The organism is Spirillospora sp. NPDC047279, from assembly GCF_040643285.1.
Lineage (GTDB): Bacteria > Actinomycetota > Actinomycetes > Streptosporangiales > Streptosporangiaceae > Spirillospora.
In genome coordinates this window covers 41,684-63,402 of the sequence record NZ_JBEYUA010000001.1, presented here as the reverse complement: position 1 = coordinate 63,402, position 21,719 = coordinate 41,684, and the positions used below count along the sequence as shown (strand labels likewise).

Genomic DNA, 21,719 nt, shown 5'->3' with positions numbered 1-21,719 from the left:
CCGCCATTTCCTACCGCGCAGTAAGTTTCCGGTGCGTAGGTTTTCGCCCCCGCACCGGCCGCGAAATCCTCCAGAGGGACGGTGGCGCAACTCACACCACCCGTCTAACCTGAGCCGCAACCTGGATCTTCCGTCCAAGATGTCCGGCTCGGCGCGGCGGTGGAGGGGTTGGCGATGACCGTACGACGACGGCTCGGCAGGCGGGCGACGGCGATGCTGGCGGCGGCCGTGATCGGCGGTGCGGTCACGGCGGTGCCCGCGTCCGCCGCCACGGGACCGCAACCCGGCACCCCCGCCTACCGCGCGCGGGACGAGCAGAACCAGCGCGACGCCTGGGGACGCACGTTCGGCCCCGGCGGGCAGCTCTCCAACCCCGCCTACCTCGCCGCGCTCCTCGCCCAGGTCGGCCCCAGGACGCTCGCCGACTGGGCCGACCAGGCCCGGCGCCTGAACCGGCCCAGCGTGACGCTCGGCATGATCTTCCCGCCCGCCAACATCGGCAACCCGCTGCGCGACGGCTGGTCCGGGCGCCGCGGCCGGGAGGCGCCGATCAGCTACACCAACCGTTACGGCGCGCTGATCAAGGGCACGATGTACGCGCCGCTGCCCGGCGCCCGCGACCCCTACACCGGCGCCGCGCTCACCGGCCCCTTCCCCGGAGTGGTGATCACGACCGGCTCCGTCCAGGGCACCGAGCGCATGTACACCTGGCTGGCCCAGGACCTCGCCGAACGCGGCTATGTCGTGATGACGTACGACGTCCAGGGGCAGGGCCGCAGCGAGACGCTCCCGCATCAGGGCCCGGTCGCCGACCTCCCGTTCTGCGACCCCACCGCGGCGCCGCTGCCCGGCGAGGAGGGCGGCTGCCCCGGCGTGATCTCGCAGCAGGGCGCGAACTTCCGGTACGGCACCGAGGACGCGCTGAGCTTCTTCCAGTCGACGCCCGCCGCTCCCTGGCGCAACCCCGGCGCCGGCTCGGCCCAGGTCGACGCGCACAACCCGTTCTGGGAGTCGTACGACCGCAGCCCCGACACGCGCAGCGTGACGCCCGGGCGCACGAGCCGCATCGCCGTCATCGGCCACTCGTACGGCGCGTCCGCCGTCTCGTACCTCCAGACGGTCGACCCGCGCGTCCAGACCGTCATCGCCCTCGACAAGCTCGGGCTGCGCGCCGACACCGCGTGGCCGGTCGGACGGCCCGTCGTCCCCGCGCTCGCCCTTCAGGCCGACTACGGCTTCCTCCCCCAGGCGTTCGAGACGGCGCCCGACCCGTACCGGGAGCGCAGGACCGGGTTCGACACCTGGACGGCCGCCGGCGTCGACAGCATGGTGGTCGTGCCGCGCGCCGCCACGCACCTCGACTACACCGACTTCCCGCTCGTCCTGCCCGCCTCGCGCCACGGCCAGGCGCTGTCGAGCGTCTACGCCCAGGCGTGGCTGGCCAAGTACCTCAAGCACGACCCGTCCGCCGACGCCACGCTGGCCGCCACCTCGTTCCGCTATCTGGAACCGGTCGGCATCGGCATCTGGGCCCCCGTCACGCTCAAGCGGGACGACCTGCTGTCGTTCTACTTCTGCTCCGCCTACCGTTTCCGGACCGCGACCGGTGCCGTGGAGGCGAGTCCGGACCTCAACGGAACGGGCTGCGCGAGCTGAGTCCCGGCGGGGATACGGACCCGGTCACGGGCGCGCTACCTGGACCTATTCACCGGAAGTGCTTGGAAAGCGCCGGGGGGTGCGCGATCCTGAGTAGTCCACCGGCAGGGTCGCGGGTCCGCCACCGAGTGAGGGCGTGAGGACGTAGCCCATGGACTTCGACGTCAACTTGATGCACCACGACCGCTGCACCCTCCTCCGGGTGCAGGGCGAGATCGACGTTGTCTCCCGGCCGAAGTTCGAGGCGGCCATGTTCGACGTGATCGACACCGGCGTGCCGCTGGTCGTCGACATGCGCCAGGTGACCTTCTGCGACTCGACCGGGCTGAACGCGATCGTCGCGGCCAACCGCCGGGCCGGCGAACGCGGCACCGTCATCGCGCTGATCGCCCTGCCCGAACGGGTACGCCGGGTCTTCCGCATCACCGGCATCGACAAGTTCGTCCCGGTCCACGCCACCCTGCGCGAGGCGGTCGGCGCGCTCCCCTCCGCCGCCGGCCCGGCCCGCTCCGACCCCGGTCCGTTCTGACCGCGTCGCCGTTCCGCGCGCGGTTGGTGGACACTGTCCGCGTGACAGCACGGCATGTCCTCCTTGATCCCTACGATCGCGGCGGCTGGCTGGGAGCGATCGTCTCCGCGCCCACCGGCGTGGTGTACGAGCAGCAGTACGGCGGGACGGCCCGCCGCCAGGACCGCCGCGAGGGCTACTTCGTGCCGTTGCCGTGCGAGGAGGCGCTCTTCGAGCTGCGCGACCTCTTCGAACGGGAGCTGCGCAGCGCGGGCGTGTGGGGCGCGAACCACCGGTGGAGCCCCGAGCAGCTCGACCGGCTGCGCATGGCCGTCGCCGTCATCCCGTTCGACATGGGGTACGCGCCCGGTGACTCCGGCCTGCTGGGCCCCGATCCCCTGAGGCTGGACGAGGGGCTGCTGCACCAGGCCGACGAGGCGTGGGTCCCGGTGGTCACCCCCGACGGCCCCGGCGTCCTCGTCTGGAGCAACTCCGGCTGAGCCGGACGTGATCAGGTGCACCCCTCGAACTGGGGGACGCTGGTGGTGATGCGCAGGCCGGACGTGCCGAACCACTTCTTGAGGAACGCCTCGGCCTTGCCCTCCTGGTACATCTGGGTCACGGCCCGGTTGACCGCCTCGCACGCGGCCAGGTCGCCCTTCTTGAGGCCGATGCCGTACTTCTCGTCGGTGAACGGGGCGTTGATGATCTTCAGCGGCCGGCCGGCGGCGAAGCCCGCGAGGATGACGTCGTCGGTGGAGATGGCGTCCACCTGGTCGCCCAGCAGCTTGGTCAGGCAGTCGCCGTAGTTGGCCGCGTCGACCGTCCTGGCGGCGATCTTGCGTTCCTCGATGACGCGCTTCCAGGAGTTGGAGCCCTTCACCGCGCACAGGCGCTTGCCCTTGAGGTCGCGCACGCTCTTGATCGAGTCGTCGGAGGCGCGGATCAGGGTGTCCTGGTGCGGCACGTAGTACGGGCCGCCGAAGCTGACCTTGGTCTTGCGCTGGGCGGTGATCGAGTACGTGGCGAAGATGAGGTCGACCTTGCCGGAGGCGAGCGCGGTCTCGCGTTCCGACGACGGCGTCGTGCGGAAGGTGATCCGGCTCTCCGGCACGCCGAGCTTGGCCACCACGTACTTGGCCACGTCCACGTCGAAGCCCTCGTAGGTGCCGTCGGGCCGCTTGAGGCCGAGGCTCGGCTGGTCCTCCTTGACCCCGACCACCAGCGACCGTTTGTGCAGGATCGAGCCCGCGTCGGCCTCGCCGCCGAGCCCGCAGGCGGCGGTGGCCAGGCCCGTCGCGGCGACCATGAGCGCGGCGGAGCCGCGGCGGGGGGCGCGGGGGGTCGTCCCCCCTCGGACGATCCAGCGCGCGGCGGAGCCGCGGCGGGCGGTTCGGGGGGTGCGCATGGTCGTCCTCCGGGGTCAGCGGAACTCGGCGAGGCGGGGGCGGACGCCGGCGAGGATCAGCACGGCGATGACGGCGGCGGCGCCGAGCGGGACCGCGTTCCAGCCGCCGAGCGCGCCGTCGGCGTCCCTGATGGCGGTGCCGAACGCGGCGTGATGGGTGTCGGTGAGCCGGACCAGCGCCCGGTCGTAGTCGTCGAAGTCCTTGATCGCGCCGGTCGTCCGGCCCATCCGCAGGGTGATCGCCGCGGCGCGGTCGTCCTTGGCGACCAGCTCGCGGATCCGGCGGTCGTTGTCGATGACCCTCCGGTAGGCGCCGAGCGTCTCGGCGAACGCGGCGGTCTCCAGGCCGGGCCCGATGCCGTCGGCCTCCTCGCCGAAGAGCCCGAGGAACACGCCGCGGTCGCGGGCCGGGTCGTAGGTGCCCAGCACCTCGGGCAGCCGCGCGTAGTAGGTCTCCAGGGTGACCGGCTTGCCCTTGGGGTCGACGAAGAGGACCGCCAGCGACTTGTCGAGGTAGGTCTGCTCGTAGGTGTCGGCCCGCCCCGGGTCGAGCAGGTAGCGGCTCTCGTCGGCGAACGCGCTGTGGCTGATCGCACGGGCCCGCGACAACGCCAGGATCGAGTCGAACCCGTCCTCCTTGGCCTTGCGCAGATGCCCGGCCTGCGCGGACAGCAGGCCGACGCTCACCGCGACCAGCACGAACGCGACGACCGTCGCCAGCGCGAGCGCCGGGTTGACCAGGCGCCGGAAACGCCCGGCGAGATAGACCTGGGTGACCACGAGGACCGCCAGGAGCAGCGCGCCGGTGAAGGCCACCCACGTGCGCCCGGACTCGATGGCCGTGCGCTTGCTCTCGTACGCCTGCCGTACGGTGGCCCCGCTGTCGAGCGTGAGGTTGTAGGCCTTGGGCAGCAGCTCCATCTTCATCAGGTCGGTCGCCTGCCGGTAGGTGTCGACCACCTGCTGCGGCACCTCCCCGGCGGCGTGGTCCGCCTGCCGGTCGAGGAGCATCGCCTCGCCGACCAGCCGCTCGTACCGGCCGAGCCCGTCGATCACCTCGCGGACGGTCCGCTGCATGTGGACGTTGTCGCCGGCCAGCTGGGCCGCCTGCACGGCCGCGTTGCCGGCATCGACGCGGCGGGCCTCGTACCGGCGCAGCGCCTCGTCGTAGCCGATGCCGAGCCCGCGCTCGCGCCCGATCAGCAGGACGTTGGCGACCTGGGCGTCCATGTCGCTGAGCGCGAAGTAGAGCGAGCCGGTGGCCACGACCTGCGGCCCGGCGTCGTGCCCGATCGTCTGCACGCCGTCGCGGGCGTTGCCGATCGCGACGCTGAGCACCACGAGCAGCACCGAGACGGCGACCAGGCCGAGCGCGGCGTACGCGCGGATCCGGCCGGGGATGGTGCCGAGCCAGCGGGCGCGGAAGAACGTCCTCAGCCTCCCGCCGGGCCGCTCCTCCCGCACGTCGGGAGGCGGACCTGGACCGCCCGCCCCGCGCCGCCCGCGCCCCCTGGCGTGCCTGCCGCCGGAGCCGCCGGCACCGGGCACGCCCGGCGGGGCGGGCGGTCGCGCCGGGGTCGCCGGAGGATCCGGCCTGGCCTGGCTTTCGGGCGTGGTCGTCATCGGCGGTTCTCTTCCTCGCGGAACAGCGTGATGGTGGTCCAGGCGCCGACGTGGATGCGGTCGCCGTCGCCCACCGGGACGGGCACGTTGACGTCGATCGGGTCGTCCGAGCCGTTCACCGACGTGCCGTTGGTCGAACCCGGGTCGACGAGCGCCCAGGTGCCGTCCGGCTGGGCGAGCAGGACCGCGTGCATGTGCGAGACGCCGGGATCCTCCGGCGGCACCGACAGGTCGATCTCGGGGAAGATCGACCGCGAGGTGCTGCGGCGGCCGATGCGGACCTCGTCGCCGGTCAGCCGGATCGGGCGTTCGGGGCAGTAGGGCGGGAAGGCGAGCGTCGCCGCCCCCGGCCCGCCCAGCGCCATCATCGCCTCGTAGTAGTCGCGGTCGGCCGCGACCACCGCCGTCCACGCCCACCCCGCCGTCCGCTCCGGGGCCCGGGAGAGGTCCTCGGGAGGGGGCCCGATCGTCTGGGCCTCGGACCGCTGCTTGGTCTCGAAGTCGTAGCCGTCCTCCTCGCAGAACCGGCCGCTGCGCGGCGTTCCGCAGGTGGGGCACGACTCGCCCGCCGCGCCGGCGGGCGGCGCGGCCGTCATGAGGTCGCCGCAGACGTCGCAGTAGTCGTCAGCGGCCGAGGTGTGCCCGCGTGGACAGACCGGCATGGTGGTCAGCCTCCGTCCTGCTGCCGCTCGCCGCCCTGGCGTGTTCGCACGGTCCGGACCGAACGGGTGTCGAGCCGCATCTCGTCGGCCTTGTCGACGTCCTTCTTGAGCCGCACGGTGCCCGACTCGACGTCGACGACGTCGACCACCCGGTCGAGCAGTCCCGCGATCTGCTCGTTGCCGACCCGGTTGGCCAGCACGACCGCGCGGCCGAGCCGGGCCGTGGCCGTCTCCTCGTCGCCGGTCCGGCGGGCCTCCAGGCCCTCCTGGATCGCGTCGGCGAGCTCGGACTGGCCGGTGTGGATCGCGACCCGGCCGTTGATGCGGGTGGACTTGGCCTCGTCGTCGGTCCATTCGGCCAGGACGTTGCCGGAGGCGAGCACCTGCTCGACCGGTACGGGCCCGCCGCCCGGCACGACGAGCTTGGCCCAGGCCGCCCGCATCTGCCGCCCGACGTCGCCCGGCTCGACCTCGACGCACAGGTGGTATTCGCGGTCCTCGGTGCCCCACGCGCCGAGCGGATAGTCGGCCGTCTGCTTGCCGGAGGGCACGCGGCGGCCGGTGAGGTCCTCGACGGTCGGCGTCATCTGCTTGACGAACCGGACGGTGGCTCCCTGCGGCGTCCACAACCTGAGGACGACGTCGGCGACCTCCTTGCCCATCGACGTCCTGGTCATCTCCAGGAAGTCGCGTTCGAGGTCCTGGGGGTCGGGCACGTCCAGGAACGTGCCGAGCAGCGCCGAAGCGATCTTGCGCAGCTCGGCGACCTCCCAGTCGGTGCCGACGCCGCGCGCGTCGCACACGAAGGTGCCCGCGCACCGCGCCAGCGCGGCGTCGAGCTCGACGTCGCTCTCGTGCTGGTTCTTGCCGTCGGTGAGCAGGATGGCGTGCCGGATCGTGTCGCGGTGTTCGGCGAAGAGCCGGTCGGCCATCCGCAGCCAGGTCCCGATGGCGGTGCCGCCCGCCGCGTCCAGCCTGGTCACCGCGTTCTGCGCGTCGTGCCGGGTCCGGTCGCTCACCCGGACGAGGCGCTCGCCCGCGGGGTAGACCATGCGCGGCTGGTTGGCGCCGGCGACGACCGCGAAGTGCACGCCGTCGCGCAGCACGTTGATCGCGGCCTTGGCGGCGCGCTTGGCCGCGGCCATCTTGCCGGAGTACGACATCGATCCGGACGTGTCGATGATGATGATCTCGGCGGCCTCGGCGGCGGGCGGGCCCGGGAGCCCGGACGCCGCCCCGGTCGCCTCGACGGTCACGACGGCGTGCATCTCGCGTCCACCGGCCGGGAGGAAGTGGTTCTGGTCGACTTTGATCGTGAACTCGGGAAGGTCGCTCATCTGAGTGTCTCCCTGGAGGGTTCCGGTGGGAACGGGATGAGGGCGACCGTGACGTTGTCGTGGCCGCCGGCGTCCAGCGCCGCCTGGACGAGGCGCCGCGCACCGCTGAGCGGGTCGGCAGCGCTCCCCGTCGCGGCGTCGGGGCTGGTGGCGTCGGGGCTGGTGCCGCCGCTCGCGGTGGCGGCGAGAGCGCCCGGCTCGGGCAGGTGGTGCCACAACCCGTCGCTGCAGGCCATGACCATTCCCGGCCCGTCGGGCGTGAAGCTGGTGACGTGCGGCTCGATCGTGCCCGCGTCCGCCCCCAGCCACGCGGTCAGCAGATGGGCCCGCGAGTCGGCGAACGCGGTGCCGGCGTCGAGCGCGCCGCGCGCGACCATCCGCACCGCCCACGAGTCGTCCAGCGTGAGCAGCGACGGCGCGGCACGGCCCGGCACGCCGGCCAGCCAGTAGGCGCGGCTGTCGCCGACCCAGCCGATCGTGACGGTCCGCGGGCCGACGACGACCGACACGTACGTGCAGGCGGGGGCGTTGCGGTGCGCGCCGGGCAGGTCCGCGACCGCGCGGGCGGCCCTGGACACCGCGACGCGCGTCGCGGCCTCGGGCTCGGCGCCGTTGGCGAGCCGCCGGACGAGCGTGGCGACGCCGGTGTCGGCGGCGAGCTGCGCGGCGGCCTCGGAGCCGGGGGCGGTGGCGACCCCGTCGCAGACGACCGCGCAGACCAGCCGTTCGGGGGTGTCCGGAGGCTGGACCGGGGCGGCGGCGCAGGCCAGGGCGAGCGCGTCCTCGTTGCGGCTGCGCCGCAGGCCGCGGTCGCTGATCCCGGCCGCGGGCATGCCGCGGGAGACCGGCGCCGCCGCGACCGTGCCGTCGGCCGTCAGCGCGAGCTCGACGTGCTCGCGGTCGCCGGCCTGGCGGAGCCCGCATTCGTCGCAGTAGTCGTCCGGGCCGACGGCCATCGCGCCGCAGTCCTTGCAGGTGCGCCGGGCCTCGGGGCGGCGGCGGGCGGCGGCCCCGGCGACGAGGAGGTCGCTCGGCCGGCCGCAGGCCTCGCAGAACCGGTCGCGGGCGCTCAGCGGCTCACCGCACTCGCGGCAGGCGTGCCGTCCCGCGGGGCCCGGCGCCGTGCCCCCGTGCTCGTCGCCGTCCTCGGCGCGCGTTCTCCCGGCGCCCATCTCAGAACAGCGTCCTCGGCCGTACGGAGTTGGCCCGTTTGACGAGCTCGTGGCGTTCGTCCGTGCCGTCGGCGAGCTTGGCCAGCAGGCGGTACGTCGCCTCGAGCTTGCGGCGCAGGGTGTTCTCGGCGAGCGGGGCGCCGAGCAGCGTGGTGTGCCCTCTGACGGCCCCGCCCGCGCCCGGCGCCGGGGCCGTGGTGGCGCGTGCCGGTGAGACCGCGGTCGTGGCGGGGGAGGCGAGCGCGGCGGGCGAGGCGGTGCCCACCCGCGCCGGCTCGGAACGTACCCAGCCGAGCCCCGCCTCCAGCACCTCCGCCGCGAACCGCGCGTAACGTTCGGTGTCCAGGCGCAACGTCTCCAGCCGGCGCCCCGCCTCGACCAGCTCGTCGCCGCCGAGGTCGCCCGCGGCCCGGCCGCGCACGGCCGCCGCGACCGCGGCGAGCTGCGCGGTCAGGTAGTTGCTGGAGATCGACGGGACCGCGTCCAGCGCCTGCTCGGCGCCCGTCCGGTCACCGGCGGCCAGGCGGACGCGCGCCAGCCCGAACGCCGCGCTCACGTACGTCGGGTCGGTCCGCCACACCAGCTCGTAGAAGTGCGCGGCCGAGTCGGCGGCGCCCTTGCACTCGTTGGCGAACGCGAGCGCGAGCTTGGGCGCCGTCTCCCCCGGCATCAGGTCGTACAGCCGGTTGAACGTCCGCACCGCCTCGTCGTACCGGCGGCCGGTCAGCGCGGCGACGCCGCGGTACCAGGTGACGCGCCAGTCGTCGGGATCCTCGTCGGCGATCCCGTCCAGCGCACGCGCGGCCTCGTCCAGCTCGCCGAGCTCGATCCGGACGCGGGCGAGCGCGAGCGTCACCTCCAGCGACGGGACGGACGGGGTCGCCAGCGCGACGGCCAGCTCCCCCGGGTCACGTCCGGTCATGCCGGTCAGGAAACCCGCCGCCGGGTCGGCGCCGTCGACGAGCGGCGCGGGCAGCGCGGCGGCCGCCGCGGCCGGGTCGAGCGGCGCCAGCACGCCCTCGCCCGTCATCGCGTCGACGATCTCGGTGCCCGCCACCGCCTGCTCCGGCCCGAACACCGTGGACGGCGCGGGACGCGCCCGCCCGTCCTCGGTGGCGAGGACCTCGCGCAGCACGCCGGTCAGCTGCTCGGCCATCTCCGGCGCGCTCTGGAAACGCCCGGCCGGATCGGGGTGCGTGGCCCTGCGCAGCAGCCGGTGGAACGACTCGTGCCGTTGCAGCACCGGGACCTCGTGCCGCGGCGGCATGCTGCGCAGGTGCCGCCCGGTGTAACCGCGGAACGGGAAGCTGAGGACGGCGAGCGTCCGGCCCACCGTGTAGAGGTCGGACGTGACCGACGGGCCCTGGTCGGAGATCTCGGGCGCCTGGTAGCCGGGCGTGCCGAAGATCGGGCTGTTGACGTCGAACGCGCGCCGCACGCCGCCGAGGTCGATCAGCTTGAGCTGCTCCTCGGACTGGATGGCGTTGTCCGGCTTGAAGTCGCAGTAGATCAGGCCCACGCCGTGCAGGTAGCCGAGGGCGCGCAGGACCTCCAGGCCGTAGGCGATGACCTGGCCGAGGGGGAGCGCCGCGTCGTCCCCGGCGTCCTGCCGGCGGCGGACCAGGATGTCCTTGAGCGACTGCCCGCCGACGTACTCCATGACGATGTAGCCGGTGCCGCCGTGCTGCACGAAGTTGTAGATCTTGACGATGTTGGGGTGCTCGACCTCGGCGAGGAACGCGCGCTCGGCGGTCGCGGCGGCCATCGAGTCGGCGTCGCCGGTGTCGAGCAGGCCCTTCAGCACCACCCAGCGCGCGCTCACGTTGTGGTCGCGGGCGAGGTAGATCCAGCCGAGGCCGCCGTGCGCGAGACAGCCGAGGACCTCGTACTGCCCGCCGATCAGCTCGCCCTCGTGGAGCTTGGGCGTGAACGAGAACGGATGGCCGCAACTCCGGCAGAAGCCCTCCGTACGGCCGGGACGCCCCTCGCGGCCACGGCCGACCGGCTCGTCGCAGCGGCTGCAGAACCGGCGGCTCTCGGGCACCTCGGGCTTGTCCATGACCGCCGACGCCGGATCGCGGTAGGGGACCGGCGGCACCTCGACGAGCCCGGCGCCGAGCATGCCGCGCCTGGACGAGCCGGTGGAGCCCGTCCCGCGCGTCGCCCACGAGCCGCCGCTGCCGCCCGAGCCCGTCGACCCGGTCGGCCCCGAAGGCCCCGAGGGGCCGGACGGGCCCGACGGGCCGGTGGCGCCGCCCCCGGTGCCCGCGGGGCCTCCGACGAGACCACCGATGTCGGGGATCGTGCTGCCCGCCGCCACCGAATAGGGCTTGGGGGAGGACGGGATGAACGCCGGGCGGGTGGGGGCGTGCCCCGTCCCCCCGGCCGCCCCTGACGGATCCGGTGGCGGGACCGGCGTGAGGCTCGGGTTGGCGGGCGGCGGCTCGGGGAGCGGCGCCATACCGCAGACGTCGCAGAAACCGTCGTCGCCCACGGTGCCGCCGTCACAGGCGGACTGGGTGCACGGTGTCGTCGTCATCAGGCCCTCCGCGTCTCGCTCTCGCACGCTCGGATCGCACGCTGGTACTCCGCCACCGCCGCGGTGGCCCGCCGCAGGTCGCAGGGCGCCGTCCACAGAAGCTCGCGCGCCTCCCCGTACAGTCGCGTCAGCAGCTCGTCCTCGGCGAAACCCAGCCGCGCCGCCTTGGCCCGGTAGGCCTCCACCCGGCCGCGCAGCTCGCCCCGCCGGTCGAGCAGTCCGCTACTGAGACGCAGGTGGTCGCGAGCCTGTTCCAGTGCCGTGACGGCCGCCAGTTCGAGCTCGGCGGCCCGTTCGGCCAGGTCGAGCCACCGGCACTCCGCGCGCAGCCCGGCCAGCGCGGCCAGGCGGCGCCGCAGCCCGTCGGCCTGCGCCGGCGACTCGGGCAGCACGGCGTTCTCGATCTTGACCAGGACGGTGGTCCGGACCTTCCCGGCCTCCCGTTCGGCCGCCTCGACCGCGGCGATCGACTCCCCCAGCCGGGCGATGTGCGCGTCGTAGCCGTCACGGATCCGCGCCACGTCCGCCAGCCCGTCCCGCAGCACGCGCAGGGCGGTCCGCAGCTCGTCGAGCCGGGCGGTGTCGGGGGCGCCGCCCCGGACGAGCGACAGCGGATCGGTCCGCACGAGCTGGCCGAGAGCGGTCAGCTCCCGGCCGAGCCGGTCGAGCTCGGCATGCCGGACGTCCTCCAGCTCCTGGACGAGGCGGGCCGTCTCGCGCCAGCTCTCCTCCGCCTCCTCCAGCGGGACGAGGAGCGCCTCCCAGGCCGCGTCGGCCGCGGCGACCACGTCGGCGGCCTTGTCGTAGGCGGCGGCCATCATCGCGACCGTCTCGTCCAGGGTGAGGCGTTCGCGGACGGGCCCGAGCAGCGAACGTTTCTCCAGCGGGATCTCGCCCGGCAGCTCCACCGAGGGCCCCGACAGCAGGCGGGTCAGCTCCGCCAGCGACTCGTGATCGGGACGTCGGCCGAGCCGCTCGCGGCGCACCTCCGCCGCGTCCAGCGTCTGGTTGTAGGAGTCGAAGAGGCGCCACAACAGCGCGATCCGCTCCTGCGCCTCGTTCCACTGCCGCCACGTGCCCCCGGCCAGCCGGGCGCCCTTCAGCAGCCGGTAACCCTCGTGGCCGTCCAGGGCCAGCAGAGCCGCCGCGATCCGGTCCTTCTCGTCGCGCAGCCCTTCGAGGGCGTGGTCGATGCCTTCCCGACTCATGGGCGCGGTCGCCCCAGCCCCGCTCTCACTCACTTCGGCCCGCTCTTGTCATCGCCTCGCAGCCGTCACCTGTCCCCCGTCTGCCCGGCGCGAACCACCCCAGGATCGTCCGTACGCAATGGAAACAGTGTGATCGGTGACACTTTCCGCGACAAGACGCACTGAGGCGATCATCACGCGGTCGGGTCTTGTGCTCCGGGAACGTCCTGGTGTGAGGTGACGTTGCTTCAGGTTGAAGCGGAACCCTGCCGTCGATCAGAAGGAGATGAGAGTCCGCGGTGTCGGACCCCAGTCATAGACCCGGTGCGCCATGCTGACCGCCGTCCTCGGCGTTCTCGCCGTCGTCCTCCTGACGGCCGCCACCGGATACTTCGTGGCCCAGGAATTCTCCTTCGTGGCCGCCGACCGGGCCAAGCTCACGCAGGCCGCCGAGCAGGGCGACGCCAACGCCCGCCGCGCGGTCAAGGTGATCGGCCGGCTCTCGTTCATGTTGTCGGGCGCGCAGCTCGGCATCACCATGACCACGCTCGTCGTCGGCTTCATCGCCAAGCCGGCGCTGGCCGAGCTGATCGAACCGCTCCTCGACCTGCTGGGCGTGCCCGCGGGCGCCACCGGCGCGATCGCGCTGGCCACCGGCTTCGTGCTGGCCACGCTGATCCAGATGGTGCTGGGCGAGCTGTTCCCCAAGAACCTGGCGCTGGCGCGGGCCGAATGGCTGGCCCGCCTCCTCGCGCCGTCGACCCTCCTTTACCTGACCGTCGCCGGGCCGCTGATCAGGCTGTTCGACCTGTCCGCCGAACGCCTGCTGCGCGCGCTCGGCGTCGAACCCGTCCAGGAGCTCCACAACGGCGCGACCCTCGAGGACCTCGGCGAGATCATCGGCCGTTCGCAGAGCTCCGGGCACCTGCCCGCCGACCTGTCGGGCCTGCTGGAGCGCGCCCTGTCGTTCGGCGACCTCACCGCCGACGAGATCATGGTGCCGCGCCCGCAGGTGCGCACCGTGCCCGCGAGCGCCCCGGTCGCCGACCTGGTGGCGCTGATCCGCGAGTCCGGCCACACCACCTACCCGGTGTACGGGCAGGACGTCGACGACATCGTCGGCGTGGCCGGCGTCCGCGAGGTCGCCGACGACACCCTCGACCAGGACGCGGCGATCCGGCGGTTCGCCCGGCCCGCGCTGCTCGTGCCGGGCAGCCAGCCGCTGTACGGCGTCATCGAGCAGATGCGCGACTCCGGCGAGGAGTTCGCCTGCGTGGTCGACGAGTACGGCGGGCTGGCCGGCATCCTCACGTTCGAGGACATCGCCGAGGAGCTCGTCGGCGAGATCACCGACGAGGTCGACGTGCGCGACGCCGTCCCGTGCACCGAGGCCGACGGCTCCTGGCTGCTGGACGCCGGTCTCCGCATCGACGAGGTCGGCCGGATGACCCGGCTGCCGCTCCCCGAGAGCGACGCCTACGACACGATCGGCGGCCTTGTCATGGCCGAGCTGCGCCGCCTCCCGGCGCCCGGCGACCGGCTCGTCGTCGACGTCGACGCCGGTCAGGTCGAGATCGAGGTCGTCAGCGTCGTCCGCCGCGTCGCCGCCCAGGTGCGGCTGCGCGCCCTGGAGACCGGGGACTCTCCCGAGCTCCCCGCCTGCGAACCCGTCGAGGCGGCGTCATGGACCCGTTGACCACCCTGCTGATCACGGTCCTGCTCCTGGTCGGCAACGGCTTCTTCGTGGCCGCCGAGTTCGCCCTCGTCGCGGCCAACCGTCCCCAGCTCGAACGCCTGGCGGCCCGCGGCAGCAGGCCCGCCGGAGCCGCCGTCGCCGGCGTCCGCGAGCTCTCCCTCATGCTCGCCGGCGCCCAGTTCGGCATCACCATGTGCTCCCTGGGCCTGGCGATCGTCACCGAGCCCGCGTTCGAGCACCTCCTCGAACCACCGCTGCACGCCATCGGCATGCCCGAGGCGGGCACCAAGGCCATCGCCCTCGCGACCGCCCTCGCCGTCGTCACGTTCCTGCACATGGTCGTGGGCGAGATGGCGCCCAAGTCGTGGGCCATCACGCACCCGGAACGTTCGGCGCTGATCCTCGCGCTCCCGTTCCGCGCGTTCGCCAAGGTCTCCCGGCCGATCCTGTCGGCCCTCAACATCACCACCAACGCCCTGCTGCGCCTCATCGGCGTGACGCCCCGCGACGAGCTCGACAGCCACGCCGACGCGCAGGGCCTCAACCATCTCGTCGGCGAGTCCCGCCGCCTCGGCCTGATCGGCCGCCACGACCACGAACTGCTGCGCCGCGCCATCTCCGCCCGGGAGGCCACCGTCGGCCGCCTCATCGTCCCGGCCACCGACGTGACCACGGTCGACGCCGACGCGACGGCCGCCCAGATCCGCCGCACCGGCACCGCCAGCGGCCACAGCCGCCTGATCGTCCGCGACCGTTCCGGCGCCGTCGTCGGCATCGTCCACGTCCGCGCCGCCATCACCGCCGACGGCGACCAGAACGCGCTCGAACTCGCCACCCCGGCCCCCGCCATCACGCCGGGCACCACCATCCTCGACGCCGTCAGCCGCCTCCGCCGCGCCCACGCGCAACTCGCCGCGGTCACCGGCGCCGACGGCGAGTTCGCCGGGATCGTCACCCTGGACGACCTCCTCGCCGAACTCCTCGCCACCAACCCGCACTGACCCCCGGACCGCGATCCGATGATCGCTGACCTGTGAGACGTTAGTCCTGGGAAGAAAAGGAGACGACGGCCACAAAGCGCCGGACGTAGGAACGAGGGTGGCCGCGGTGCAGCGTGATTCCAACGGAACGGGCGAAGAGACCGAGTCGACCCGCCCGAAGCCTCCCCTGCGCCTCCCCCCAGGCCGAGCCGACACCGCCGAACTGGTCATCCCGCCCCTGCCCGAGCCCGAGACGCCCCCCACCGCCACAACGGCCCCGGACCCGTCGGCCATAACCGCCCCCGCCGACGTAGAAGCCACCCGAGCCCTCCCCACCCCAAGCGCAGCCACCGGGCCGCCCGTGGACGAGACGAACACGACCGAGCCCAGCACGGGCGTGGATGAGGCAGCCGCGGACAAGACCGAAACGGACGCCGGCACCGCCACGCGGGCGCTTCCCACGCTGCCCGAGGACGCCGCCGGGGCGGACGAGACAGACCCGGTGGAGGCGCCAGAGGCCAGCGAGCCCGCTGAAGTTACGCCCGTCCTCCCCACGCTGCCGGGGGACGGGGTGGGGACGGACGAGGCGGACGTAGGTGAGGCGCCGGAGGTCGGGGCGTTCGCTGAGACTACGCCGGTCCTGCCCGTCCAGCCGCCCGCGATGGACGAGGCGGGTGCGGGCGCGGCTGAGCCTGGTGTGGACGAGCCGGACGTGGGTGCGACGAGCACGACTGAGCCGGGTTCGGGCATCGGGGCGGACGAGGCGAGTGCGGCTGGGCCGGGGGTTGTTGCCGGGGCGGGGGGTGGGTTGGCCGACGCTGGGTCTGTTCTGCCCGTTCCGGCGGGTGAGTCGGGTGTGGGTGATGAGGAGGAGGCTCGGGGGACTGAGGGCCTTCCGGTTCTGGTCGAGTCGGATCAGGAGCTGGTGGACGGGGTCTATGGGCCGCTGATCGGGATTTACGAGCGGCTGGAGGGTGTGCTGCGGGAGCGGTCGGGGGCGGGGGCTCGGCCGGTGGGGTGGGCGGCGCATCTGGAGGCGATGCGTTCGTTCCGGGAGCGGCGGGTCGCGGGTGACTGGGAGGCGCTGGTCCGGCTGATGGTCGATCCTTCTGAGGCTCGGGCCCGGGTGGTCGAGGTCGCGGGCGGGGGGGCGGAGGTCGCGGCGGCGCGGGAGGCGGTGCTGGCGGACGAGGGGCGGGTGCTGCTGCTGGCGCCGAACGCCGAGACGGTCGACCAGGTGCTGCGTGACCTGGGGGACGAGGTGCTGGCCGTACGGGTGGACGGGGTCGTTCCGCAGGCGGACATGGCGACCGTCATGGACATCGAGCCGCCGACCAGGCCGGAGGCGGAGCCCGCGCCCGCCGGGGTGTTCAGGGGTGCCGTGGTGCGGCCCGGCGACGCGTGGCGCAAGGTGTGGAAGGCCGAGGCCAAGAACCTCCAGCGCGAGCTTCTCCTCCTGGAGCAGTGGCCTCGTGACCGCATGGCGTTCGCTCATCTTCAGGAGCAGCACGAACGGCTCGGCGAGCGGCTGGCCGCCGAGATCGAAGGCCTGACAGCCGAACTCCAGCGGACGCGGGAGGAGGCGGCGGCCGCCGAGGACGCCATCGGCGGGATCCACGCCGACCGGGACCGGCTGGCGGCCGAGGAGGCGCGGCTGGCCGAGGAGGCCGCCGGGCCCCGGGCGGAGGCGGCGCGGCTCCATGGCCTGGCGGAGGCCGCGGCGGGCGAGGCGGGCGAGCACACCCGTGTCGCGGACGAGGCGTACGCGCGTTGTGCGGCGATCGACCAGCAGACCGCCCGTTCGCAGGGCGAGTTGCAGGAGGCGCGGCGGGCCGAGGAGTCCCTGGGCGACGAGCTCACCAAGGCCCGCGCCGAGCTTCCGCGGGCGACCGAGGAGACCGAACGGCTGAACGCCGCCGCGACGGACGCGGAGGCCCGGTGGCACACCGGTTACTACCGCCTCAAGTCGGCCGAGTCGGCGCTGGCGGCGCAGCGCCGCAAGCTCACGCTGGGGCAGCGCCTGCACGTCTCCTCGATGCCGCCCAGGATCGAGGAGTTGCGCGCGGAGGTGAAGGCGCAGTCGCGCCAGGCGGACGAGGCCGCCAAGCAGGCCCGGGAGGCGAACGAGGCGGCCGAGCGGGCCGTGACCAACCGTGCGGGCCTGGTCAGGTTCATCTCCGAGGGCGGTTCCGGGCTCGCGGCGGCGCAGGCGGCCCAGGAACGGCTGAACGCCGAGATCCACCGTCTGGCCGGTGAACGTGAGGCGGCGGTCGCCGCGCACCGGGAGCAGGCGCACCGGGCGGCCGAGTCGGTCGACCGGGCCACCCAGGCGAGCATGGCGGCCCGGCACGCGCATCAGGTCTTCCGCCAGGCGGAGGAACGGCTGGCGGCGGCGCAGCGGTCGCACCAGGGCGCCGTGGCGGCGGCGGAGCAGGCGGAGGCCCAGGCCGCCACGGCCGCGGGGCGGGCGGCGGAGATCGCGGGCGTCCTCGACCGGCGTAGCGGCGAGTCCGAGACCGAGCTCGCCGCGCTCCGTGCCGAGGTGGACGCGGCGGCCGAGACCGAGGCCAGGTCGCGCGAGATGGCGCGGCGGATCTGCGGCGCGGAGCCGGACGACGAGGTCCTCGCGGGCCATCAGCGCACGGTCATGCGCCGGATCGAGCAGCTGTCGGCGGCCGACGCGGGTCCGGCCGCGCAGGCGCTGCTCGACGAGTCCCGGCTGGTCTGCGGGACGCCCGAGGCGGTCGGCGCCTCGCCGGTGTCGACGTCCGGCTTCGACACTCTGGTGGTCGTGGGCGCCGGGCGCCTGAACGACGCCGACGTCCTGGTCGGCGCCGTTCACGCGAGCGACTGGGTGCTGATCGGCGTCCCCGGTGAGCGGCCTCCGGAGTACGCGGAGTACGCGGCCGTGCTGACCGAGCGGGACGACACCGGGCACCTGCTGCGCGGCCCGTTCGACCGTGCCGTCGCGGGCGTCTGACGTCCCGGCGGGAGTCCGACAGCCTGGTCGGCGGGTGTGGCGAGCTGGTCGGCGGGTGTGGCGAGCCTGGGTCAGTCGTCGTTGAGGAGGAGGTTGAGGGTCCAGCCGACGACTCCGACGACGATCGCTCCCCAGAACGCCGGCCAGAAGCCGGTGACGTGGAAGGGGAGTTCGAGGCGTTCGGCGATGGTGCTGCTCAGCCACAGCAGCAGGGCGTTCACGACGAGCCCGATCAGGCCCAGTGTGAGCACGTAGAACGCGCAGCCCAGCGTCTTGACGATCGGCTTGATGACGGCGTTGACGAGGCCGAAGATCACCGCGACACCGAGGAGCGTGGCCACCCGGCGCAGGTCGGTGTCCCCGGTGACCGTGATGCCGTCGATCAGGATGGTGGCCGCCCACAACGCCACCGCGATGATGCCTGTCTTGAGGAGTATCCGCACATCAACGATCATGCGTTCCGGTCCGGTGGCCCTCCATCCCTCTGCGCGGGGATATCTCCCGCGCCGGACTCATCACCGAGAACCACCGAGGGCCACCGGAGAAGCGGCCGGGTTCAGTCCGCGCGGTCGAAGAACGACGAGTTGGCGGTGACCTGGGAACGGCTGGTGGCCGCACCGCCGCCTCGGGTGGCCGCCGGCGCCGGGGCGGGCGCGACGGGCGCGACGGGGGCGGGCGCGGGGGCGCGGCGCTGCGAGCGGCGCGGGGCGGCGGGAGCGCCCGGGGCGCCGCCGCCCTGGCGGGCGCGGGCGAGCTCACGCTGGAGCTCGCGCTTCTCCATCTCGAGCGTGGTGAGCGACTCCTCGTGCTCTTCGCGCAGGTAGCGCAGGTCACGGCGGGTGCGGAACATCCGGCCCATCCCGACGAAGGTGAGCATCAGGCCGACGATGAACACCACGGCCACGGCGGCGCCGGCGAAGAACACCTGCCAGACGTTGGTGACGCCCGGCACGGTCTCACCGAAGACCACCAGTTCGGCGGGTCCTGCGTTCTCCATCGCGATGCCGACGCCGCAGACGGCGGCGGCGACGGCCAGGGCCAGTCCAAGGAACACCATGAGCAGTCTCCTCTCCAGTACTCCGGAGGCGGGGGTCGGAGCGATCACCACCTTGCCAGACCTTTGCGGGGTTTTGCCTCTTTTGTCGGATAACCGCAGGTCAGCCAGGGTTCACCCGAGAGCGATATGAGGGTTCCGTCCCGTTTCGTCGGGGTATTGATCGTTGCCAGAGGGTCACCATCCCCGGCGTCCACGGCGCTTCGAGGAGGAAAGCCATGTCCATCAGGGCGGTCGTCTTCGACCTCGACGGGGTGCTCATCGACACCGAGCCGGTCTGGGAGGACGTGCGCCGCTCGTTCGTCGCCGACAACGGCGGACGCTGGCTGCCCGACACCCAGGAACGCCTCATGGGCATGAGCACCGAGGAGTGGGCCGACTACCTCGCCACCGACCTCATCGAGGGCCTCACCGCCGAGGAGGTCGCGTACGGCGTGATCGACCGCATGAGCCGGCGGTACGCCGAGCACCTCCCGCTGATGCCGGGCGCCGACGAGGCGATCCGGCGGCTCGCCGAGCAGTACCCGCTGGGCCTGAGCAGCTCGTCCCCGCGCGCCCTGATCGACCTCGTGCTCGGGCGGCTCGGGGTGGACGGCCTGTTCCGCGCGACGGTCTCGACGGAGGAGGTCGACCGCGGCAAGCCCGAGCCGGACGGCTACCTGACCGCCGCCGGGCGCCTGGAGGTACCGCCCGAGGCGTGCGCGGCGGTCGAGGACTCCAGCAACGGCCTGCGTTCGGCGTACGCGGCGGGCATGTACGTGATCGCCGTGCCGCACCCGCGCTATCCCCCGGACGAGGACGCGCTCGCGCTCGCCTCCCACGTCGCCGACGACCTCGACGCCGTCACCCCGGAGCTGCTCGCCAAGATCGGCGCCGGTCCCCCTCCCGGCGGCGGCGCCTGACGCCCCTTCACCACGGGCGCACCGACGCGAGGGCGCCTCGACGCCGTCCCCCTCATGGCGCCGACGGCCGGCGCGACCCCGCCGTCCATCAGGCGTCAGGGTTGGACGAGGCCCGCGCGGATGGCGTAGCGGGTGAGGTCGATGCGGTCGCGCAGGCCGAGCTTGGCCAGGATGTTGGCGCGGTGCCGGTCGACCGTCTTGACGCTGATCGTGAGCGTGTCGGCGATCTCGCGGGCGGTGTGGCCTTCGGCGATGAGTTTGAGGATCTCCTCTTCGCGGGGCGTGAGGATGTTGTCCGGCACACGTTCGCCGTTGCGCGCACGTTGCAGGTAGTCGCGGATCAGCGCGGTGACGGCGCCGGGATAGAGGAACGGCTCGCCGCGCACCGCCGCGCGGCACGCCTCCAGCAGGTCGCGGTCGGCGACCGACTTCAGGACGTAGCCCGACGCGCCCGCCTTGAGGGACTCGAAGAAGTACTGCTCGTTGTCGAACATCGACAACATCAGGATCGGCAGGTTCGGGTGGGTGCGGGAGATCTCGCGGGCGGCCTGGATGCCCGTCATCCGCGGCATCGCGATGTCGAGGATCGCCAGGTCGACGCCGGTGCCTACGGCCTGGACGGCCTCCGCCCCGTCGGCGGCCTCGGCGACCACCTCGAGGTCGGGCTCGGCGTCCAGGATCAGCCGCAGGCCGTGCCTGACCAGCGCGTGGTCGTCGGCCAGCAGGATCCTGATCGGGTTCGGGACGGCGTTCACGCGTCACCTGCCTTCGTCGAGCCCGGCGGAGCCGTGGCAGGTGGGGAGGCCGCTACCGGCGGGGTGGGAATGGTCAGCGTCAGATGGGTGCCGCGGCCGGGCGGCGAGTCGATCCGCAGCTGCCCGCCGATGAGCAGTGCCCGCTCGCGCATGCCGCGGATGCCCGCCCCCTCGGTGGTCGCGCCGCCGTCCCCATCGTCCTGAACGTTCAGGATCACGGCGCCGTCACGCGCGGTCAACGACATCGCGACCTCGGTCGCCCGGGAGTGGCGGGCCACGTTGGTGAGGCCCTCCTGCGCGATCCGGTACAGGACCAACTCGACCTCGCCGCTGAGCTCGGGCAGGTCGTCGTCCATGGTCAGCGTGACCGGGATGCGGCTGCCGTCGCGGACGTCCGACCCGAGCGAGTTGAGGGCGCTGCGCAGCCCGAGGTCCTCCAGCACGCCCGGCCGGAGGCGGCGCGCGACCTGGCGGACCTCGTCGAGGCTGCCGCGTACGGTCTCCTGCACGGTGTGCAGCTCGTCCCGCAGGTCGGCGGGTGCCCGGTCGACGGCGCGCTTGAGGCTCAGCAGCACCACGGTGAGGCTCTGCCCGATCTCGTCGTGCAGCTCGCGGGCGATGCGCTGCCGTTCCTCCTCCTGGGCGGCGAGCGCGTAGGCGCTGCTGGCGGTGCGTTCGGCGACCAGGCGGTCGAGCATGGCGTTGAACGTGTCGATGAGGTGGGTGAGGTCGCCGTTCCCGTTGTCGGTCAGCCGATCACCGCGGGGCAGCAGTTCGACCCGCTGCATCACCGTCTCCAGGGAGTCCAGCGGCGTCAGGCTGGAGCGCAGCGACCAGGCCGTGGTGGTGAGGATCAGCCCCAGTCCCACGATCAGCACCGGGATCTCGGCCAGCAGGACCGGCGAGGACACGGTGGCGGGCGACAGCGCGAGCACCAGCGTGCCGACGGTGAACACGAGTCCATTGATCATGAAGAGCCGCCGGAACAGGGCCTGCGCCGGTGTCCGGGCGGGCCTGCGCCGCCCGCCTCGCCAGGGGAACGCCCACCCGCCGGGGCCTTGGCCGGGGCGCCGGTCAGACCGGTGGCCGGGCCGGGCACGCTGATCGCTCATCCTTCCAGCGTGGAGACGCCACCCCGGGTTTGTCCATGAGGGCCGCACAGCATTTTCCCAGGTCCCCCTACATGTCATGCCCCCCGGTAAATGGGTGCCGCACCCGATGGTGACCCCGCCTGGCGTTGCGCAGACTGGAGGTCACACC

18 protein-coding genes are annotated in these 21,719 nt (G+C 73.4%); 7 read left to right on the top strand and 11 right to left on the bottom strand.

Translation table 11 applies throughout. From position 1 onward, the window contains the following. The first annotated feature begins 174 nt into the window (after nucleotides 1-174). The 3 genes from ABZ810_RS00285 (at nucleotide 175) to ABZ810_RS00275 (ending at nucleotide 2,664) form a co-directional block, all read left to right on the top strand. Entirely contained in the window at nucleotides 175-1,656 is a 1,482-nt protein-coding gene (locus ABZ810_RS00285) for a hypothetical protein (RefSeq protein WP_358397260.1), read from the top strand. Between the two features lie 151 nt (nucleotides 1,657-1,807). Further along, nucleotides 1,808-2,185, top strand: coding sequence for an STAS domain-containing protein (locus ABZ810_RS00280; protein WP_358397258.1), 378 nt, complete (start codon nucleotides 1,808-1,810; stop codon nucleotides 2,183-2,185). 41 nt (nucleotides 2,186-2,226) lie between these two features. Further along, nucleotides 2,227-2,664, top strand: coding sequence for a DUF6210 family protein (locus ABZ810_RS00275; RefSeq protein WP_358397256.1), 438 nt, complete (start codon nucleotides 2,227-2,229; stop codon nucleotides 2,662-2,664). 11 nt (nucleotides 2,665-2,675) lie between these two features. Here ABZ810_RS00275 and ABZ810_RS00270 read toward each other — a convergent pair whose 3' ends face one another. From ABZ810_RS00270 to ABZ810_RS00240, 7 genes are read right to left on the bottom strand one after another with little or no spacing between them, the layout of a single operon-like run. Further along, nucleotides 2,676-3,572, bottom strand: coding sequence for a glutamate ABC transporter substrate-binding protein (locus tag ABZ810_RS00270; RefSeq protein WP_358397254.1), 897 nt, complete (start codon nucleotides 3,570-3,572; stop codon nucleotides 2,676-2,678). 15 nt (nucleotides 3,573-3,587) lie between these two features. Then, nucleotides 3,588-5,195, bottom strand: coding sequence for a hypothetical protein (locus ABZ810_RS00265; protein ID WP_358397251.1), 1,608 nt, complete (start codon nucleotides 5,193-5,195; stop codon nucleotides 3,588-3,590). Beyond that, nucleotides 5,192-5,857, bottom strand: a complete 666-nt coding sequence (locus ABZ810_RS00260) for an FHA domain-containing protein (protein WP_358397250.1) — start codon at nucleotides 5,855-5,857, stop codon at nucleotides 5,192-5,194. The genes ABZ810_RS00265 and ABZ810_RS00260 overlap by 4 nt, the downstream gene beginning before the upstream one ends. A 5-nt stretch (nucleotides 5,858-5,862) precedes the next feature. Further along, entirely contained in the window at nucleotides 5,863-7,194 is a 1,332-nt protein-coding gene (locus ABZ810_RS00255) for a VWA domain-containing protein (protein ID WP_358397248.1), read from the bottom strand. Continuing rightward, a complete protein-coding gene (locus tag ABZ810_RS00250; protein WP_358397246.1) occupies nucleotides 7,191-8,366 on the bottom strand; it encodes a protein phosphatase 2C domain-containing protein in 1,176 nt (391 codons plus the stop codon). The genes ABZ810_RS00255 and ABZ810_RS00250 overlap by 4 nt, the downstream gene beginning before the upstream one ends. Nucleotide 8,367: 1 nt before the next feature. Next, entirely contained in the window at nucleotides 8,368-10,905 is a 2,538-nt protein-coding gene (locus ABZ810_RS00245) for a tetratricopeptide repeat protein (RefSeq protein ID WP_358397244.1), read from the bottom strand. Continuing rightward, entirely contained in the window at nucleotides 10,905-12,113 is a 1,209-nt protein-coding gene (locus ABZ810_RS00240; protein WP_358397242.1) for a hypothetical protein, read from the bottom strand. Before ABZ810_RS00240 ends, ABZ810_RS00245 begins: the two co-directional genes overlap by 1 nt. 310 nt (nucleotides 12,114-12,423) lie before the next feature. Between ABZ810_RS00240 and ABZ810_RS00235 the strand changes: the two genes are divergently transcribed. The 3 genes from ABZ810_RS00235 (at nucleotide 12,424) to ABZ810_RS00225 (ending at nucleotide 17,748) form a co-directional block, all read left to right on the top strand. Continuing rightward, a complete protein-coding gene (locus ABZ810_RS00235) occupies nucleotides 12,424-13,788 on the top strand; it encodes a hemolysin family protein (RefSeq protein ID WP_358397240.1) in 1,365 nt (454 codons plus the stop codon). Beyond that, complete coding sequence (locus tag ABZ810_RS00230; protein WP_358397238.1) at nucleotides 13,776-14,789, top strand: hemolysin family protein; 1,014 nt, start codon at nucleotides 13,776-13,778, stop codon at nucleotides 14,787-14,789. The genes ABZ810_RS00235 and ABZ810_RS00230 overlap by 13 nt, the downstream gene beginning before the upstream one ends. Nucleotides 14,790-15,693: 904 nt before the next feature. After that, nucleotides 15,694-17,748 (top strand): hypothetical protein, encoded by a 2,055-nt coding sequence (locus ABZ810_RS00225; RefSeq protein ID WP_358397235.1) that lies wholly within the window; start codon nucleotides 15,694-15,696, stop codon nucleotides 17,746-17,748. A gap of 71 nt (nucleotides 17,749-17,819) precedes the next feature. Here ABZ810_RS00225 and ABZ810_RS00220 read toward each other — a convergent pair whose 3' ends face one another. After that, nucleotides 17,820-18,203, bottom strand: coding sequence for a phage holin family protein (locus ABZ810_RS00220; RefSeq protein ID WP_358397232.1), 384 nt, complete (start codon nucleotides 18,201-18,203; stop codon nucleotides 17,820-17,822). 101 nt (nucleotides 18,204-18,304) lie between these two features. Beyond that, nucleotides 18,305-18,805, bottom strand: a complete 501-nt coding sequence (locus ABZ810_RS00215; protein WP_358397229.1) for a hypothetical protein — start codon at nucleotides 18,803-18,805, stop codon at nucleotides 18,305-18,307. A 215-nt stretch (nucleotides 18,806-19,020) separates the two neighbouring features. Here ABZ810_RS00215 and ABZ810_RS00210 point away from each other — a divergent pair, with 215 nt between their 5' ends. After that, a complete protein-coding gene (locus tag ABZ810_RS00210; protein WP_358397227.1) occupies nucleotides 19,021-19,704 on the top strand; it encodes an HAD family phosphatase in 684 nt (227 codons plus the stop codon). 95 nt (nucleotides 19,705-19,799) lie between these two features. Here the strand turns inward: ABZ810_RS00210 and ABZ810_RS00205 are convergent, their stop codons facing one another. Together ABZ810_RS00205 and ABZ810_RS00200 are read right to left on the bottom strand one after the other, a co-directional pair. Next, a complete protein-coding gene (locus ABZ810_RS00205) occupies nucleotides 19,800-20,459 on the bottom strand; it encodes a response regulator transcription factor (RefSeq protein ID WP_358397225.1) in 660 nt (219 codons plus the stop codon). Then, nucleotides 20,456-21,571 carry a histidine kinase gene (locus tag ABZ810_RS00200; protein ID WP_358397223.1) on the bottom strand — a complete coding sequence of 372 codons (1,116 nt, stop codon included), beginning with the start codon at nucleotides 21,569-21,571 and terminating at the stop codon, nucleotides 20,456-20,458. Before ABZ810_RS00200 ends, ABZ810_RS00205 begins: the two co-directional genes overlap by 4 nt. Nucleotides 21,572-21,719 lie beyond the last annotated feature (148 nt).

Bases quoted from the DNA above. Each gene is read 5' to 3' on its own strand.
- ABZ810_RS00285 (WP_358397260.1), top strand. From the start codon at position 175: ATGACCGTACGACGACGGCTCGGCAGGCGGGCGACGGCGATGCTGGCG.
- ABZ810_RS00280 (WP_358397258.1), top strand. From the start codon at position 1,808: ATGGACTTCGACGTCAACTTGATGCACCACGACCGCTGCACCCTCCTC.
- ABZ810_RS00270 (WP_358397254.1), bottom strand. From the start codon at position 3,572: ATGCGCACCCCCCGAACCGCCCGCCGCGGCTCCGCCGCGCGCTGGATC.
- ABZ810_RS00265 (WP_358397251.1), bottom strand. From the start codon at position 5,195: ATGACGACCACGCCCGAAAGCCAGGCCAGGCCGGATCCTCCGGCGACC.
- ABZ810_RS00260 (WP_358397250.1), bottom strand. From the start codon at position 5,857: ATGCCGGTCTGTCCACGCGGGCACACCTCGGCCGCTGACGACTACTGC.
- ABZ810_RS00255 (WP_358397248.1), bottom strand. From the start codon at position 7,194: ATGAGCGACCTTCCCGAGTTCACGATCAAAGTCGACCAGAACCACTTC.
- ABZ810_RS00250 (WP_358397246.1), bottom strand. From the start codon at position 8,366: ATGGGCGCCGGGAGAACGCGCGCCGAGGACGGCGACGAGCACGGGGGC.
- ABZ810_RS00245 (WP_358397244.1), bottom strand. From the start codon at position 10,905: ATGACGACGACACCGTGCACCCAGTCCGCCTGTGACGGCGGCACCGTG.
- ABZ810_RS00240 (WP_358397242.1), bottom strand. From the start codon at position 12,113: ATGAGTCGGGAAGGCATCGACCACGCCCTCGAAGGGCTGCGCGACGAG.
- ABZ810_RS00235 (WP_358397240.1), top strand. From the start codon at position 12,424: ATGCTGACCGCCGTCCTCGGCGTTCTCGCCGTCGTCCTCCTGACGGCC.
- ABZ810_RS00230 (WP_358397238.1), top strand. From the start codon at position 13,776: ATGGACCCGTTGACCACCCTGCTGATCACGGTCCTGCTCCTGGTCGGC.
- ABZ810_RS00220 (WP_358397232.1), bottom strand. From the start codon at position 18,203: ATGATCGTTGATGTGCGGATACTCCTCAAGACAGGCATCATCGCGGTG.
- ABZ810_RS00215 (WP_358397229.1), bottom strand. From the start codon at position 18,805: ATGGTGTTCCTTGGACTGGCCCTGGCCGTCGCCGCCGCCGTCTGCGGC.
- ABZ810_RS00210 (WP_358397227.1), top strand. From the start codon at position 19,021: ATGTCCATCAGGGCGGTCGTCTTCGACCTCGACGGGGTGCTCATCGAC.
- ABZ810_RS00200 (WP_358397223.1), bottom strand. From the start codon at position 21,571: ATGAGCGATCAGCGTGCCCGGCCCGGCCACCGGTCTGACCGGCGCCCC.